The organism is Micrococcus sp. H39-S4 (assembly GCF_027158145.1).
Lineage (GTDB): Bacteria > Actinomycetota > Actinomycetes > Actinomycetales > Micrococcaceae > Micrococcus > Micrococcus luteus.
In genome coordinates, this window is the sequence record NZ_JAPVLT010000003.1 from 92,921 (window position 1) to 108,414 (window position 15,494).

The window sequence follows — 15,494 nt, forward strand, 5'->3', positions numbered from 1 at the left end:
GAACGCGACGTAACGTCCACGATGACTCGCATCACACCGGACAAAGTGGCATGAACGCTGTGTCACGAGTCACCATGGCGTGTCCTGATCCACCCCCCTTCGAGCGGAGACTTCACGTGAGCACCTCCCCCTTCGGCTCCCGCGTCGCCGAGACCGGCGCGGCCACCGCGGACCGCGGGCAGCTGCACCGCGGCCTGAGCCAGCGGCACATCATGTTCATCGCCCTGGGCACGGCGGTGGGCACCGGCCTCTTCTACGGCTCGGCCGGCGGCATCCAGGCCGCCGGGCCGGGCGTGATCCTGTCCTTCCTCGTCGCGGGCGCCGCCGTGTTCCTCGTGATGCGCGCCCTCGGCGAGATGACGCTCCGGGAGCCCGTCTCCGGGTCCTTCGCCGCCTACGCCTCCCGTTATCTCGGCCCCTTCGCCGGCTACGTGACCGGCTGGACCTTCGTCTTCGAGCTGGCCGTCGTGATCGTCGCGGACACCGCCGCCATCACCACGTACATGGCGTTCTGGTTCCCGGGGGTCCCGGCCTGGGCCTGGGTCGCGGCCACGATCCTCGTGGTCGGCCTGATCAACTTCACGCACGTCGGCAACTTCGGTGAGGCCGAGTTCTGGCTGACGCTCGTGAAGGTCGGGGCCATCGTGGCGATGATCTTCGGCGGTGTGATCCTGCTCTTCACCGGCGCCTCCACCGCGGACGGCACCCAGGCCAGCCTGGCGAACCTCGTGGACCACGGCGGATTCCTGCCGCACGGCATCCTGGGCGTGCTGACCGCGCTCACCATCGTGACGTTCTCCTTCGGCGGCATCGAGACCCTCGGCGTGGCCGCGGGCGAGGCCAAGAACCCGGAGAAGGTGCTGCCCAAGGCCATCAACACGGTGCCGATCCGCATCCTGTTGTTCTACGTGCTGACGATGGCGGTCATCATGGCCCTCGTCCCCTGGAACCAGGTGGACGGCAAGGCCAGCCCGTTCGTGCAGATCTTCGAGGGCCTCGGCGTCCCCTTCGCCCCGCACCTGCTGAACTTCGTGGTGCTCACCGCCGCCGTCTCCGCGATCAACGCCTGCATCTACGCGTCCGGTCGCCTGCTCTACGCGATGGCCCACGACGGCCAGGCACCCCGGGCCTTCACCCACACCAACCGCGGCGGCGTGCCGTGGCTGTCCGTGGCCGTGATGCTGGGCGTGATGGTGCTCGGCGCGGTGCTGATCACCGTGGACCCGAACGCCTTCAGCCTGGTGGCCGGCGTCGCCTCGTTCGCCGTGGTGCTGACCTGGGCCATGATCTTCCTGTCCCACCGCGCCATGCGCAGGCGCGTCGCGGAGCAGGGCGCGGAGCCGTCCCCCTTCCCCATGCCGCTGGGCGGCGTCGGCACCTACCTGGGCCTGGCGTTCGTGGCCACCGTGGTGATCACCATGGCCACCATCCCGGATTCGCGCCAGGCGCTCATCATCGGTCTCGTGTGGGTCGCGGTCCTGACCCTCGCCTGGTTCGTCACGGGCACCCGCACGTCGGCCGCGGCCCACGACCGCACCGGCACCCTGCCGGTGGTCCGCACCCGCCAGTCCCACGAGGACTGACCCCCACGACGACGACGGCCCCTGTCCCGCGCGGGACAGGGGCCGTTCTCGTCGGGGCCGGGAGGGCGCCCGGGGGCGGACGTCAGTGCCCGTGGCGGCGCAGCCGGGTGCGGCGCGGCCCCTCCGAGGCCGGGACGCCGGCGGCCGCATCGGCGATCCGCTGCTGGTGGTCCCGGCTGAGCGAGGCCCACCACTGCGAGGCCGCCACGGGGCCGGCGTCGACCACCTCGTCGTCGTCGGACTCGAGGCCCAGGCGGTCCTTGATGGAGGCCAGCATGGCCTGACGGCGCACCGCCTCCACCCGCGCCACGGAGTAGCCGAGCGAGCGGAACGTGGCCAGGCAGATCAGCAGCATCAGCACGGAGAACGGCAGGCCGATGGTGATGGCCAGGACCTGGATGGCGGACAGGCCGCCGGCGGCCAGCAGGGCCGCGGCCATGAGCGAGGTGGCGATGGCGAAGAAGATCTTCACCGTGGCCTTCGGGTTCACGTCGCCGCCGGTGGCGAGCATGCCCATCACCAGCGAGCCCGAGTCGGCGGAGGTGATGAAGAAGATGCCCGAGAGGATGATGGCGCCGACCACGAGCATCATGCCCGCGGGCAGCTGCTCGAGCACCTGGAAGAGCGCGGTGTTCGAGTCGATGGCGCCGTCCGCGCCCACCACGGAGGTGTACCCGGCCGGGCGGGTGGTCTCGAGGAAGATCGCGGTGCCGCCCAGGATGCCGAACCAGACCACGCAGACCAGGGTGGGCACCAGCAGCACGCCGGCGATGAACTCGCGCACGGTGCGACCGCGCGAGATGCGGGCGATGAAGATGCCGACGAACGGCGTCCAGGACATCCACCAGCCCCAGTAGTACGCGCTCCAGCCGGCCTGCCACGCGTCGCCCTCGGCGCCGTAGAACGCGGAGACGTTGAGCGAGTTCGCGAAGAAGTACTGCATGTAGGAGCCGAGGGACTGCACCATCTCCTTGAGCAGGAACGCGGTGGGCCCCACGATCGCGATGAACAGCAGCAGTCCGGCGGCCAGGATCAGGTTGGTGTTGGACAGCCACTTCATGCCGCGCTCGACACCGGAGACCACGGTGTAGAGCACCACGCAGGTGACCGCGCCGATCATGGCGTACTCGAGCCAGGGGCTGTCCTCGGGCACGATGCCCAGCGCGCGCAGGCCCGCGGACATCTGGGTGACGCCGAGGCCCAGCGAGGTGGCCACGCCGAAGACGGTGCCGATGAGGGCGATGTTGTCGATCAGGTGGCCCCAGCCGCCGCGCACGCGGCGCTCGCCGATCAGCGGCTCGAAGGCCCAGCGCAGCGCGAGGGGACGGCCACGCCGGTGGATGGCCAGCGCGACCGCCACGCCCACCACCGCGTAGATCGCCCAGGGCTGCAGGCCCCAGTGCAGGAACGTGGTGGCCAGCGCCGACTGGGCGGCCTCCGCCTGGGTGGGGTTGGCGGCCGCCACGTCGGGCCGCGGCGAGGTGAAGTGCATGAGCGGCTCGGTCATGCCGAAGAACACGAGGCCGATGCCCATGCCCGCCGCGAAGAGCAGGGAGAACCAGGACAGCGTGGAGAACTCGGGCTTCTCATCGGGCTTGCCCAGGGTGATGTCGCCCTTGCGGGAGAACGCGAGGTAGCCGCAGAACAGCACGAAGAACAGGGCGACGAGGGCGTACCACCACGAGAAGTTCGTGATGATGGCCTGCTGGACCAGGCCGATGCCCACGGTCATCTGCTCGGGGGCGAGCAGCGTGGCCCCCACGAAGGAGAGCACGATGACCGCGGAGGGCCAGAACACCCACGGCAGCAGGACGCGGTCGCGGGCGGCCGCGGCGGAGGTGGCAGGGGCGACGGCGCCGTCGGCCGTGGGGGCGGAGGAGGGGCGGGTGTCGGCCCGCTCAGGATCCAGTGGATTCTTCAAGGGCGGTGTCGGATCGCTCATCCTCCCGACCCTACGTGGTCCCGCGCGCCGGCCCCCCGCCTGAGACGCGGCCGAGTGGACGGTCTCACCCGGCCGGGTGACCGCGCCCACGGCCCCGGCGCGGGCGCCCCCTGGTGAGGCGTGGGCGGCCTCACTAGGGTGTGGGGCACCACGACGACGGCGGCGCCGGACGGGCCCGCCCGTGAGAGGAAGGACCCGCACCATGACCGACGTCCCCTTCGAGGACCGCGAGGACGAACGAGAGCTCGAGACGGACCTGCTCGCCGATCCCAACGCCGCCGGCGACCCCGAGCCGGAGGACGGCCGCGACGGCCAGCCCGTGCGCGGCGGCTCGGACGACCCGCAGCACCGGGCCGGGGAGGGACGTGCCCCGGACTCCCTGCGCAATGCGGAGTCCGCCGCCATGCACATCGAGGAGGACGCCCAGGACCGCACGCGTGCGGACGAGGGCGACGTCGAGATCCTGTGAACGCCCCTCAGCCCCGGTCGGGGACGAGGCCGGTGCGCAGGAGGGTGAGTGCCTCGTCCTGCCCGAGGAGCGGCTGACGCATCTCGTCGCGGAGGAAGTCGAGCATCGCCGCGGCCAGCGCCGGCTCCTCGGAGGCGATCGCGTCCGTCGCGATCGCGGCGTGGAAGTCGAGGGCGAACGCGGCCGTGGCGGTCTCGGCGATGCAGCTGTGGGTGGAGACGCCGCACAGCAGGAGCCGATCCACCCCGCGGCCCCGCAGCTCGGCCGCCAGTCCTGTGCCGTGGAAGGCGGAGTCCCGGGTCTTCACGACCTCGACGGCGTCCGGGGCGGCCGCCGCGACCCCGTCGAGCAGAGCGGCCTGCCGGGTGCCCGGGAAGGCGAAGCCCTCGTCGTCGGCCAGCATGTTCAACGTCCACGTGGAGCGGTCCCGCGCGTGCTCGGTCCGCACCAGGAAGACGGGACGGCCGGCCTCGTGCGCGGCCCGGAGCAGTTCCACGACCGCCGCCGTCAGCTCGGACTGATGGGCGGCCAGCGCGGGATGCTCGAAGTAGCTGTGCTGGACGTCGATCACCACGAGCGCGGTCTCGCCGCCGGTCGCGCGGGCGGAGGGGGAATCGGGCATCGACCCAGTGTGCCCACCGCGTCGCCGCCTGTCAGCGGCCCGTCGCCCCGGACGACGAAGGCCCCCCGCGTCTGCGGGGGGCCTTCTCGAAGTGGTGGCTCCGACCGGCGTCGATCCGGTGACCTTACGATTTTCAGTCGTACGCTCTACCAACTGAGCTACAGAGCCCGGCGACCTTCGTCACCAGGACCATGCGTCACCGGACTCCGTTTCCGAATGCCGGTGATCGGACGATCCGAGCGACCCTGACGGGACTTGAACCCGCGACCTCCGCCGTGACAGGGCGGCGCGCTAACCAACTGCGCTACAGGGCCATGTTCTGTTGTTCTCGCCGCTTTCGCAACGAGTGGAAACTCTAGCAGAGCCTCCGAGCGTCGTGCAAATCCACGCTCCACGTGCCGTTCCGGCCGCCGAGGGCGGCCGTTCTGCGTACCCCCAACGGGATTCGAACCCGTGTCGCCGCCGTGAAAGGGCGGTGTCCTAGGCCTCTAGACGATAGGGGCAGGTCCGATGTCGAGATTCCCGAGGTGGACCCTGGGAGTCTATGGTGGCCGCACACCCTCCGGCAAGTCCGGCCGCCGGCCGGCCGCCCTCCGCACCGCGGAGCCCCGCACCCCCAGGAGCCGCCGTGGACCACCGCCCGTCGCCCGACCAGCCCGCCGCCACGTGGATGAGCGAGCAGGAGTTCGACGACGCCGTCTCCGCGGCCCTCGCCCGTATCCCCGACGAGCTGGCACGGCTGCTGACGAACGTCGTCGTGGTGGTGGAGGACGAGTACGAGCCGCAGCGCTGGGAGGACCCGGCCACCGAGCTGTTCGGCCTCTACGAGGGCGTGCCGCTGACCGAGCGCGCCGAGTTCGCGTGGCAGATGCCGGACCGGATCGTGGTGTTCCGCGGCCCGCTCACCCGCCACTGCACCTCCCGCGCCGAGCTCGAGGACGAGATCACCGTCACCGTCATGCACGAGGTGGGGCATTTCTTCGGCATCTCCGAGGAGCGCCTCCACGAGCTCGGCTGGGGCTGAGCGCCGGTCAGGACCCCGACTGGTCCTGGACCGGGCCGAACGAGGCGCGGCGGCCGAGGCGGACGTCCTCGCGGAACGGGACGACGAGCACCGGACCCTTCGCGTGGTCCGCGACGCCGCGGCTGGTGGAGCCGACGATCGCACCGGCGAAGCCGCCCAGACCGCGCGTGCCCACCACGGTGAGGCGGGCGGTGGCGGTCTGGTCCACCAACACGTCCACGGGGGTGCCGTCCACGAGCTCGGTGAGGACCTCGAGACCGGGGAACTCGGAGCTGATCCACGCGGCGCCGGCCTCGAGACGCTCCCGCAGCTCCCGCTCGCGGGCCTCCTCGTCCAGGCTGACCGCCAGCCACGCGGCATTCGCGCCCAGGGGCGGGACGGCGCACACGAGCTTCAGCGGGGCCTGGCGGAGGCGGGCCTCCTCAGCGGCCTCGAGAGCGGCGGCACGGCCCTGCTCGGAACCGTCGACGCCCACCACGACGGCGGTCCTGTCCCCCGCGCGGCTGGCCTCGACCCCGGCGGGGATGATGGCGACCGGGCAGTGCGCGTGGCCGGGCAGCGCGGCGGCCACCGAGCCGAGCAGGCGGCCCATGAAGCCGCCGCGGCCGCGCGCGCCCGAGACGAGCAGGGAGGCCTCGGCGGAGAGCTCCACGAGGACGCCGGCCGCGTCCCCGATCTCCACACGCAGCTCCGGACGCACCCCGTCGGCGTCGAGCTTGCCGGCGACCTCCTCCAGGAGGGCCTGCACGCCCTCGCGGAGACGGGAGTCGTCCAGGACGGCGCCGCTGGCGTCCGCGCCGTAACCCCAGTACGCGGGGATCGAGTAGGCGGTGACGAGGGTCAGCGGCTCGCCGCGCAGGCCGGCCTCGCGCTGGGCCCAGCGGGCGGCGGAGACGGACTGGTCGGAGCCGTCCACACCCACCAGGACGCCGAGCGGTGCGTCCTCACGGCGGGTGGCGGCGGGCTGGGTCTGGGCGGACATGGCGACCTCCTCGAGTCGGACTCGACGGGCCCCGGGCGGACCCGGCCGAGTGCCTCCAGTCTACGCCTCGGGGCCCGGGACGAGTCCCGTGATCCCGGGCGCGACGCCCGCGGGGAAGCCGCGTGGATCCTCCGCGAGCCGGGCCGGGAAGGCGTCCATGCGCAGGGCACGGGCCAGGCGGTCGCGGGGGTCGGAGCCGGGCGGGGCGTCCGCGGCGGGGCGGGCCACGGGGGCGTCCGAGGCCGCCACGATGACGTTGCCGCGGCGCCGCCCCTTGAGCATGGGCGGATCCGCGATCACCTCGACGTGCTCGAACGCGGCGACGACGGCGGCCACGTCCGCCCGCACCGACGTCAGGTCCGGCCCGCCGCCCACGTTGAGCACGTACAGCCCGCCGGGGGCGAGGACCCGCGCGGCGGCGCGGGCCGCGTCCAGGCCGGTGAGGCCCGGCGGGGTGATGTGGCGGGCGCCCGTCAGGTCCGTGGGGTCCGGGGCGAAGACGTCGCGGATGATCAGGTCGCGGCTGGCCGGGTGGGCCGTGGCCAGGACCTCGGCGGCGTCGGCCACGCGGATGCGCAGGGCCGGGGCGCGGGGCAGGCCGAAGCGCTCACGCGCGAGGGCGGCCAGGCCGGCGTCGATCTCCACCGCGGTCTGATGGGAGCCGGGGTGCGCGTGGTCCACCCAGCGGGCGAGGGCGCAGCCCGCGCCGCCCAGGTGCAGGGCCCGCAGCGGCGTGGGCTCCGGCCAGTGCGCGCGGACGGCCGCGACGGCCCAGCGCATGTACTCGAAGCCCATCCGCTCGGGGTGGTCGGGGTCCAGCGGGGAGGACTCGACCCCGTTGACGTACAGCACGAACGCGCCGGGCTCGTACGGGTCCTCGCGGATCTCCGCGGTGCCGTGGCTGATCTCGTGGACGCCGGGGACGATCCCCTCCGGCTCCGCGGCCCGGCCGCGCCGGGCGGCCGACCCCCGCGACGACGAGGACGCCGCCGACGACCGACCCGACGACCGACCCGACCGCCGGCTCACGCCCCCACGCCTTCGTTCGGGAAACGGGAGCCTCCAGAGGCGCCTTCGTTCGGGGAACGGGAGGTCCCCCGACCGCTTCCGTTCGAGGAACGGGAGCCCGACGCCCGCCCGGAGCGAGTCCGCCGCTCAGCCACGACGCACCATCAACTGCTCGTGCAAGCCCGCCCACGGCCCGGTCATGGGCTCGGGCCCACCCTCGGGCGCGAAGCCGTGCTTCGCGTAGAAGGCCACCGCGCGCGGATTCTCGGCGAGCACGCGCAGGACCGCCGGACGCTTCCCGACGACGGCGTCCAGCAGGAGCGCACCCAGGCCCGTGCCGTACGCCTCAGCCAGGACGTAGAGCGCCATGAGCTCGAGGTCGGGCAGGCCCCCGCCCTGGCTGCGCCGCGGGCCCGCGAGCGCCATGCCGAGCAGCCGGCCGCCGTCGTCGGCGACCCACAGCTCCCGGTCCGAGCCGACCAGCGCGGCCCACCCCGGGACCTGCTCCGGCACGCCCGCGTCCACGGCGTCCAGGTGCGCGGCGGGCAGCAGCCCGCCGTAGGCCTCGCGCCAGGCCTGTGCCTTGACGCGCAGCAGGGGCTCGACGTCGTCGGACGTGGCCGGTCGCACGGTGACGGCCATGGCGGACCTCCTGGGCATGTGGGGCTCCCGTTCCTCGAACGAAAGCGGTCGGGGGACCTCCCGTTCCTCGAACGAAGGTGCCTCCCGAGGCTCCCGTTTCTCGAACGGAAGTGGGGGTGGGCGGGGGTGGGGGGCTGGGGGTCAGCCGGGATCAGCGGGCGTCCGCCGCGTCCCCGTTCCCGTCCTCGGCGAGCGCCGCCTCGAGGCGCTCGAGCTTGCCGTCCAGCTCGCCCGAGTGGCCGGGGCGGATGTCCGCCTTGAGCACGAGCGAGACCCGGGAGCCGTACGAGGAGACCGCGTCCACGGCGCCGCGCACGACCTCCATCACCTCGTCCCAGTCGCCCTCGATCTCCGTGAACATCGAGGAGGTGCGGTGGGGCAGGCCGGAGGCGCGGACCACGGCGACGGCGGCGGCCACCGCCCGGTGCACGGAGGCGGTGTCCGCGTCCCCGGGCAGGTGGGCGGAGTCGGCGGGCTGGCCGGAGGGAGCGACGGAGAAGGCGACGATCATGGCACCAGTGTGCCCGCTGCGCCGCCCGTGGTCACCGGCCAGGGCCGGCCGAGTCGGAGCCCACCCGGCCGGCCACCCGGTCAGCCCCCGATCAGCGGCTGCAGGGCCTTCCACAGCTCGTTCACGCCGATCGCCACGAACACGGCGGCCGTCAGGCCCAGCAGCGTGTTGCGGATCCAGCCGTTGCGGAACTGGGCCGGCACCTCCTTCTTGTTGTTCAGGAACAGCAGCGTCACGGCCAGGAACGGCATGAACAAGGCGCCGAGCGTGCCGTAGAGCAGGATCAGGAAGATCGGGCGATCCAGGAACAGCAGGGTCATCGGCGGGAAGGTCAGCCACAGCAGGAAGAAGCGGCCCGGCTTCGAGGCCAGCGAGGGGGCGTCGTCCTGGTCGAGCTCGTCCGCGGGGCGGCGGAAGTTCGTCCAGAAGTCCGCGAACATCAGGGAGACGCCGTGCCACACGCCCAGAAGCGAGGAGAAGGACGCGGCGAAGAAGCCCACCAGGAACACCACGGAGTACGCCTGGCCGTAGCGCTCGGCGAGCACGTTGCCGACGTCGAGCAGGCCGCGGTCACCGGAGGAGATCGCCAGGCCGGCCGAGTGGAGCAGCTCGACGCCCATGATCATGGTGGCGATCACGAAGATGCCGGTGAGGATGTACGACGTCGCGTTGTCGAACTTCATCACCCGCATGTACTTCGGGACGTTCCAGCCCTTCTCCCGCAGCCAGTAGGCGTACGCGCCGAGGGTGATGGTGCCGCCCACGCCGCCGGCCAGGCCGAGCACGTAGAACATGACGTCCGGGTCGCCGGACGGGATGCGCGGGACCAGGCCGGCGAGGATGTCGCCCACGTTGGGGGCGGTGAGCGCCGCGGAGAGCAGGACGGTCAGGAACATGACGCCGATCAGCACCGCCATGAGCTTCTCGATCAGCCCGTACCGGTTCAGCCACACCAGGCCCAGGCCCACGAGGCCCAGGCCGATCGCGTAGACCTTCATGTCCACGCCCGGGAACAGCGCGGCCAGGGGCAGCGCGGCCGAGCTCATGGCGGTGGCGCCGTACACGAAGCCCCAGATCAGGATGTAGGGGCCGAAGTACCAGGAGGTCCAGGAGCCCAGCGAGCGCCAGCCCTGGAAGATCGTCTTGCCGGTGGACAGGTACCAGCGGCCCACGCCCTCCACGAGCACGATCTTGAAGATCACGCCCAGGATCACGGCCCACAGGAGCATGTAGCCGTAGCGGGAGCCGGCGGTGAGGGTGGCCACGAGGTCCGCGGCGCCCACGCCCGTGGCGGCCGCCACGATGCCGGGTCCCAGCGAGTTCCACTTCGGCCGGATGGGGGTCTCGTTGAGCTCGGCGTCCGTGAACCCGATGATGTCGGGGTTGTGCACGGGGCGGCCGCGGTCGGCTCTCGTTGCCATGGGAGGGTCCTTAATGCTTGACGGGGCGAGTGCAGTCATGTGTATTACGCGCGTGAGAGACACGCCTCACTCACGTCGATCCGCGTCGGCCGGGACGGGCCCCGACGCCGCGGCCTCGGTACCGTGAACGACGAGCCCCGTCCTCCACCGGAAGGTCCGCCATGCCCCAGGGAATCTTCGTCTCCACCACGTCCACCGGCGCCGGCAAGTCCCTCGTCAGCCTGGGCCTGGCCGACTCGCTGTACCGGCGCTCCGGCACGGTGGGCTACTTCCGCCCCGTGGTGCCCGGCGACGACGTGGAGACCGACCCCATGGTGCTGCTGATGCGCGAGCAGTACGGCCTCTCCCCGGAGCAGGCCCGCGGCGGCCTCACCGCGGCCGAGGCCCGCACCCTCATGGCCGAGGGCCGCGGCGACGAGGTCCAGCAGCGCTGCGTGGAGCAGTACGACGCCATGCGGGCGGCGGGCGGCGTCGTGGTGGTGGAGGGCACCGACCTGATCAGCCCGGACCCGGCCGCCGACCTCGACCTCAACGCCCAGCTCGCCCGCAACCTCGGCACCCCCGTGGTCGCCGTGGTCTCCGGCGCGGACCTGACACCCGAGCAGGCGGCCGACGTCGTGGACCTGGCCCGGCGCACCCTCGACGACGCCGGCGTCGAGCTGCTGGCCGTCATGGTCAACCGCGCGGACCCCCGTGACCTCGACGCCGTCGGCGCGGCCGTGCGCCCCGGCCGCCACGCCTGGCCCGTGTACGTGCTGCCCGAGCTGACCGAGCTCGCGCACCCCTCGGTGGCCGAGGTGGCGGACGCGCTCGGGCTCGAGCAGATGGCCGGGCAGGAGACGCTGGACCGCGACGTCGCCGAGGTCAAGGCCGTCTCCATGGAGGGCGGCAACTTCCTCGAGGTCCTGCGCGAGGGCGCGCTCGTGATCGTCTCCGGCGACCGCTCCGACGCGATCCTGGCCACCGTGGCCTCCTCGCTGACCCCGGACTTCCCCACCCCCTCCGGCATGATCCTCACCAACGGCATCCTCCCGAACCGCCAGCTCCAGCGGCTCTACCTGGGCGCGGCCTTCCCCGTGTTCGTCACCCACGACGACACGTTCACCACCGCCGCGAAGGTCTCCCGGGTGCGCTCCGAGCTCTCCAGCGCCCAGCCCCGCAAGACCGCCGCCGCCCTGGGCACCTGGCACCAGCGCGTGGACGGGGACGAGCTGCTGGCCCGCTTCGACCTGCCACGCACCGACGTCGTCACCCCTCTGCGCTTCCTGCACGAGCTGATCTCCCGCGCCCGCGCGGACCGCCGCCGGATCGTGCTGCCCGAGGGCGAGGATGCCCGCGTGCTGCGCGCCGCCGAGATCCTCCAGCGCCGCGACGTCTGCGACCTCGTGGTGCTCGGCCCGGCCGCCGCCGTGCGGGAGCTGGCCTCCCGCGAGGGCGTGGACCTGAGCGGGATCGAGCTCGTGGACCCCGCCGACTCCCCGGACCTGGAGCGCTACGCGCAGGAGTACGCCCGGCTGCGCGCCCACAAGGGCGTGGACGCCGAGCGCGCCCGCGAGGTCATGCAGGAGGGCGCCTACTTCGGCACGATGATGGTCCACCTGGGCGACGTGGACGGCATGGTCTCCGGCGCCGCCCACACCACCGCCAACACCATCCGCCCCGCGCTGGAGTTCGTGAAGACGAAGCCGGGCGTCTCGATCGTCTCATCGGTGTTCTTCATGCTGCTGCCGGACCGCGCCCTCGTGTACGGCGACTGCGCCGTGAACCCGGACCCGGACGCGCAGCAGCTCGCGGACATCGCCGTGGCGTCCGCGGCCACCGCCGCCCAGTTCGGGGTGGACCCGCGCGTCGCCATGCTCTCCTACTCCACGGGCGCCTCCGGCTCCGGGCAGTCCGTGGACAAGGTCCGCGCCGCCACGGAGCTCGTGAGGGAGCGTGCCCCCGAGCTGAAGGTGGAGGGCCCGCTGCAGTACGACGCCGCCGTCAACGCCTCCGTCGCGGCCTCGAAGATGCCCGGCTCCGAGGTGGCCGGCCAGGCCACCGTGTTCGTGTTCCCGGACCTGAACACCGGCAACAACACCTACAAGGCCGTCCAGCAGTCCTCCGGGGCGGTCGCCGTCGGGCCCGTGCTGCAAGGCCTGAACAAGCCCGTCAACGACCTCTCCCGCGGCACCACCGTGGAGGACATCGTCAACACCGTCGCCATCACCGCCATCCAGGCCCAGGCCCAGGGCTGACGCCCCGGAAGGAGTCCCCCGTGCTCGTCCTTGTCATCAACTCCGGCTCGTCGTCCCTGAAGTACCAGCTCCGTGAGCTGGCCGACGACGGCACGGACGCCCCGGTGCCCGTCCTCGCCCAGGGCCTGGTGGAGCGCATCGGCGTCCCCGGCTCCGGCGTGCCGGACCACGCCGCCGCCCTCGAGCAGGTGGAGGCCGAGCTGGCCGAGGCGACCGGCGGGCGCACCATCGACGCCGCCGGCCACCGCGTGGTCCACGGCGGCGAGCGGTTCACCGCCCCGGCCCGGGTGACCAACGAGGTGATCCGCGCGATCGAGCGCCTCGCCCCGCTGGCCCCGCTGCACAACCCCGCCGCCGCCCAGGGGCTGCGCGCCATGGCCGAACGCTGGCCGGACATGCCCCAGGTGGTCGTGTTCGACACCTCGTTCCACCAGACCATGCCCCGCGAGGCCTGGCAGTACGCCCTGCCGGACGAGGTCTACACGGAGCACGGCATCCGCCGCTACGGCTTCCACGGCACGAGCCACGACCTCGTCACCGGCCTCGCCGCGGAGCATCTGGGCATCCCGCGGGGGGAGTTCCGGGCCGTGGTGCTGCACCTGGGCAACGGCGCCTCCGCCACCGCCATCCGCGACGGCGTCTCCGTGGACACCTCCATGGGCTACACCCCGCTGGCCGGCCTGGTGATGGGCACCCGCTCCGGCGACCTGGACCCCTCCGTGGTCACCCACCTCATGCGGAACCACGGCTACGACGCCGAGGAGCTGGACACCCTCATGAACAGGCGCTCGGGCTTGCTGGGCCTGGCCGGGGAGGCGGACATGCGCCAGGTGCTGGAGAACGCCGCCTCCGGGGACGGCCGCGCCCGCAACGCCCTGGACGTGGCCTCCTACCGGCTGGCCAAGTACGTGGGCGGCTACCACGTGGCCGTGGGCGGGGCGCAGGCGATCGTGTTCACCGCCGGGATCGGCGAGAACTCGGCTCCGTTCCGGGCGCGCGTGCTCGACCGGCTCGAGGCGCTCGGGGTGGCCTACGACGCCGAGGCCAACCGCGCCCGCGTGGCCGGGCCCCACACGATCTCCGCGCCGGAGTCGGCGATCCCGGTCCTCGTGGTCCCCACGGACGAGGAGCAGGCGATCGCCCGCTTGACGTGGGAGCTCGCCCGCTGAGCACCGCGCCCGACCGTCCGACCGACGCCCAGCGACATCGCCGCCGGTCCTCCCGGCAGTGATGTCGCTGCGGCTCGGTCGACACGAACGGGGCGCTTCTGCACCCGACCGTCCGGCCCGGTCAGCGCTCACACGTGCGTCCCGTCCGCCTCCACCGCGATGCCCAGCTCGTTGCCCGGGATCGAGGCGAGCAGGCGGCGGGTGTACGGGTGCCGGGGGTTGGTGAAGACCTCCTCCGAGCTGGCCGCCTCCACCACCTCGCCGTCCTTCATGACGCACACGTAGTCGGAGATGAGCCGCACCACCGCCAGGTCGTGCGAGATGAACAGGTAGCTCAGCCCCAGCTCGTCCTGCAGGCGGCGCAGCAGCGTGAGGATCTGGTCCTGCACGAGCACGTCCAGCGCGGAGACCGGCTCGTCGCACACGATCAGCTCGGGGTTCAGCGCGAGCGCCCGGGCGATCGCCACGCGCTGGCGCTGTCCGCCCGAGAGCTCGGCGGGGTACCGGCGGTGGAAGTGGGAGGGCAGGGCCACCTGGTCCATGAGCTCGAGCACGCGCGCCCGCCGCTGCGTGGCGTTGCCCCGCCGGTACGTCTGCAGCGGCTCCTCGATGATCCGGCCCACCGTGAACGAGGGGTTGAGCGAGGAGAAGGGGTCCTGGAACACGGCCTGCACGCGCTGCCGGAAGTCCTTGAGCCCCTCCCCCTTCAGCGCCAGCACATCCCTGCCCTCGAAGGTGATCTCGCCCGAGGTCGGCTCGATCAGCTTGAGCAGCATGCGCGCCGTCGTCGTCTTGCCGGAGCCGGACTCGCCGACGATCGAGACGGTCTTGCCGCGCGGGATCTTCAGGGAGACATCCTTCACGGCGGTGAAGTCCTCGTGCCCGCGCACGGGGTAGACCTTGGTGAGGTCGCGGATCTCCACCAGCGGGGTGAGGTCCTGCTTCGCCAGGGCCACCGTGGTCAGGGCCGCGGTGTCGTCCTCGGCCAGTGCGGCGGGCGCGGGATCGAAGGCCTGGGGCAGCAGGCGGGCCGCCGCCACCGACGGCGCGGCCGCCACGAGCGAGCGGGTGTAGGCGTGCTGCGGGTCCTCGAGGATGGCCCGCGCGTCGCCGGACTCCACCACGCGTCCGCGGTGCATCACCACGAGCTGCTGCGCCCGCTCGGCGGCGAGGCCGAGGTCATGGGTGATCAGCAGCACGGAGCTGCCGAGCTCGCGGGTCATCTCGTCGATCTGGTCCAGGATCACCTGCTGCACCGTCACGTCCAGGGCGGAGGTCGGCTCGTCCGCGATCAGCAGCTGCGGCCGGCACGCCAGGCCGATGGCGATCAGCACGCGCTGGCGCAGGCCGCCCGAGAGCTCGTGCGGGTACTGCTTGGCCCGTCGCGCGGGCTCGGGGATGCCGGCGCGCTCCATCACCTCGACGACGGCGGCCCCCACGTCCTTCTTCGTCGCCATGCCGTGGGTCAGCAGGGTCTCCCCGATCTGCTGACCCACCCGGGTCACGGGGTTGAGGTTGGACATCGGGTCCTGTGGCACCAGCCCGATCCGGCGGCCGCGGATGCCGCGCATCCGCGACTCGGGCAGGCCCACGAGCTCCTCGCCCGCGAAGCGGACGGAGCCTGCCGCGACCCGGCCGTTTCCGGGCAGCAGGCCGATCGCGGCCATCGCGGTGGTGGACTTGCCCGAGCCGGACTCGCCCACGATCGCCAGCGTGCCGCCGGCCGGGAGCGTGAGGGACGCGCCCTCCACGGCCTGCACGGTGCCCTGCTGGGTGGTGAACTCCACATCCAGGTCGCGGATCTCCAGCAGCGGGGCGCCGGCCGCGGGGACCGCGGGTGTCGTGCCGGGGCCGGGCGCGCCGTCGTCGTGCTTGGGGTCCATG

13 protein-coding genes and 3 tRNA genes are annotated in these 15,494 nt (G+C 72.8%); 5 read left to right on the forward strand and 11 right to left on the reverse strand.

All coding sequences use genetic code 11. From position 1 onward, the window contains the following. Positions 1–116 precede the first annotated feature (116 nt). On the forward strand, positions 117–1,583 hold the full coding sequence (locus O3T09_RS04245; protein ID WP_049147815.1) for an amino acid permease: 1,467 nt from the start codon (positions 117–119) through the stop codon (positions 1,581–1,583). An 82-nt stretch (positions 1,584–1,665) separates the two neighbouring features. On the opposite strand, the gene O3T09_RS04250 is transcribed toward O3T09_RS04245, so the two are convergent. Beyond that, a complete protein-coding gene (locus O3T09_RS04250) occupies positions 1,666–3,525 on the reverse strand; it encodes a BCCT family transporter (RefSeq protein WP_069941068.1) in 1,860 nt (619 codons plus the stop codon). A 202-nt stretch (positions 3,526–3,727) separates the two neighbouring features. Here O3T09_RS04250 and O3T09_RS04255 point away from each other — a divergent pair, with 202 nt between their 5' ends. Further along, positions 3,728–3,994 carry a hypothetical protein gene (locus O3T09_RS04255; protein WP_041103606.1) on the forward strand — a complete coding sequence of 89 codons (267 nt, stop codon included), beginning with the start codon at positions 3,728–3,730 and terminating at the stop codon, positions 3,992–3,994. 7 nt (positions 3,995–4,001) lie between these two features. Here the strand turns inward: O3T09_RS04255 and O3T09_RS04260 are convergent, their stop codons facing one another. The 4 genes from O3T09_RS04260 to O3T09_RS04275 all read right to left on the reverse strand — a co-directional run bounded on the left by O3T09_RS04260 (position 4,002) and on the right by O3T09_RS04275 (position 5,119). Beyond that, the gene (locus tag O3T09_RS04260) at positions 4,002–4,616 is read right to left on the reverse strand and encodes a cysteine hydrolase family protein (RefSeq protein ID WP_069941069.1); all 615 of its coding nucleotides are present in this window, start codon (positions 4,614–4,616) and stop codon (positions 4,002–4,004) included. A 92-nt stretch (positions 4,617–4,708) separates the two neighbouring features. Then, a tRNA-Phe gene (locus O3T09_RS04265) sits at positions 4,709–4,784 on the reverse strand. Positions 4,785–4,856: 72 nt separating this feature from the next. Further along, positions 4,857–4,930, reverse strand: a tRNA-Asp gene (locus tag O3T09_RS04270). 116 nt (positions 4,931–5,046) lie between these two features. Then, positions 5,047–5,119: transfer RNA gene (locus O3T09_RS04275), tRNA-Glu, on the reverse strand. A 125-nt stretch (positions 5,120–5,244) separates the two neighbouring features. On the opposite strand from O3T09_RS04275, the gene O3T09_RS04280 reads away from it, so the two are divergent. Beyond that, a complete protein-coding gene (locus O3T09_RS04280) occupies positions 5,245–5,640 on the forward strand; it encodes a metallopeptidase family protein (protein ID WP_010079615.1) in 396 nt (131 codons plus the stop codon). A gap of 7 nt (positions 5,641–5,647) precedes the next feature. Here O3T09_RS04280 and O3T09_RS04285 read toward each other — a convergent pair whose 3' ends face one another. The 5 genes from O3T09_RS04285 to O3T09_RS04305 form a co-directional block, all read right to left on the reverse strand. Further along, a complete protein-coding gene (locus tag O3T09_RS04285; RefSeq protein ID WP_070708964.1) occupies positions 5,648–6,622 on the reverse strand; it encodes a universal stress protein in 975 nt (324 codons plus the stop codon). 60 nt (positions 6,623–6,682) lie between these two features. Continuing rightward, complete coding sequence (locus O3T09_RS04290; RefSeq protein WP_020625367.1) at positions 6,683–7,651, reverse strand: spermidine synthase; 969 nt, start codon at positions 7,649–7,651, stop codon at positions 6,683–6,685. Between the two features lie 126 nt (positions 7,652–7,777). Beyond that, complete coding sequence (locus O3T09_RS04295; protein WP_020625366.1) at positions 7,778–8,272, reverse strand: GNAT family N-acetyltransferase; 495 nt, start codon at positions 8,270–8,272, stop codon at positions 7,778–7,780. A gap of 151 nt (positions 8,273–8,423) precedes the next feature. Next, a complete protein-coding gene (locus tag O3T09_RS04300) occupies positions 8,424–8,783 on the reverse strand; it encodes a thiamine-binding protein (protein ID WP_020625365.1) in 360 nt (119 codons plus the stop codon). 80 nt (positions 8,784–8,863) lie between these two features. Further along, on the reverse strand, positions 8,864–10,204 hold the full coding sequence (locus tag O3T09_RS04305; RefSeq protein ID WP_041103600.1) for an Nramp family divalent metal transporter: 1,341 nt from the start codon (positions 10,202–10,204) through the stop codon (positions 8,864–8,866). A 161-nt stretch (positions 10,205–10,365) separates the two neighbouring features. Between O3T09_RS04305 and pta the strand changes: the two genes are divergently transcribed. Together pta and O3T09_RS04315 are read left to right on the forward strand one after the other, a co-directional pair. Continuing rightward, positions 10,366–12,441: a phosphate acetyltransferase gene (gene pta, locus O3T09_RS04310; protein ID WP_020625363.1), complete on the forward strand. Its 2,076-nt coding sequence runs from the start codon at positions 10,366–10,368 to the stop codon at positions 12,439–12,441. 20 nt (positions 12,442–12,461) lie between these two features. After that, positions 12,462–13,610 carry an acetate/propionate family kinase gene (locus O3T09_RS04315; protein WP_020625362.1) on the forward strand — a complete coding sequence of 383 codons (1,149 nt, stop codon included), beginning with the start codon at positions 12,462–12,464 and terminating at the stop codon, positions 13,608–13,610. A gap of 128 nt (positions 13,611–13,738) precedes the next feature. Here the strand turns inward: O3T09_RS04315 and O3T09_RS04320 are convergent, their stop codons facing one another. Further along, complete coding sequence (locus O3T09_RS04320; RefSeq protein ID WP_144868685.1) at positions 13,739–15,493, reverse strand: dipeptide ABC transporter ATP-binding protein; 1,755 nt, start codon at positions 15,491–15,493, stop codon at positions 13,739–13,741. Position 15,494: the final 1 nt, after the last annotated feature.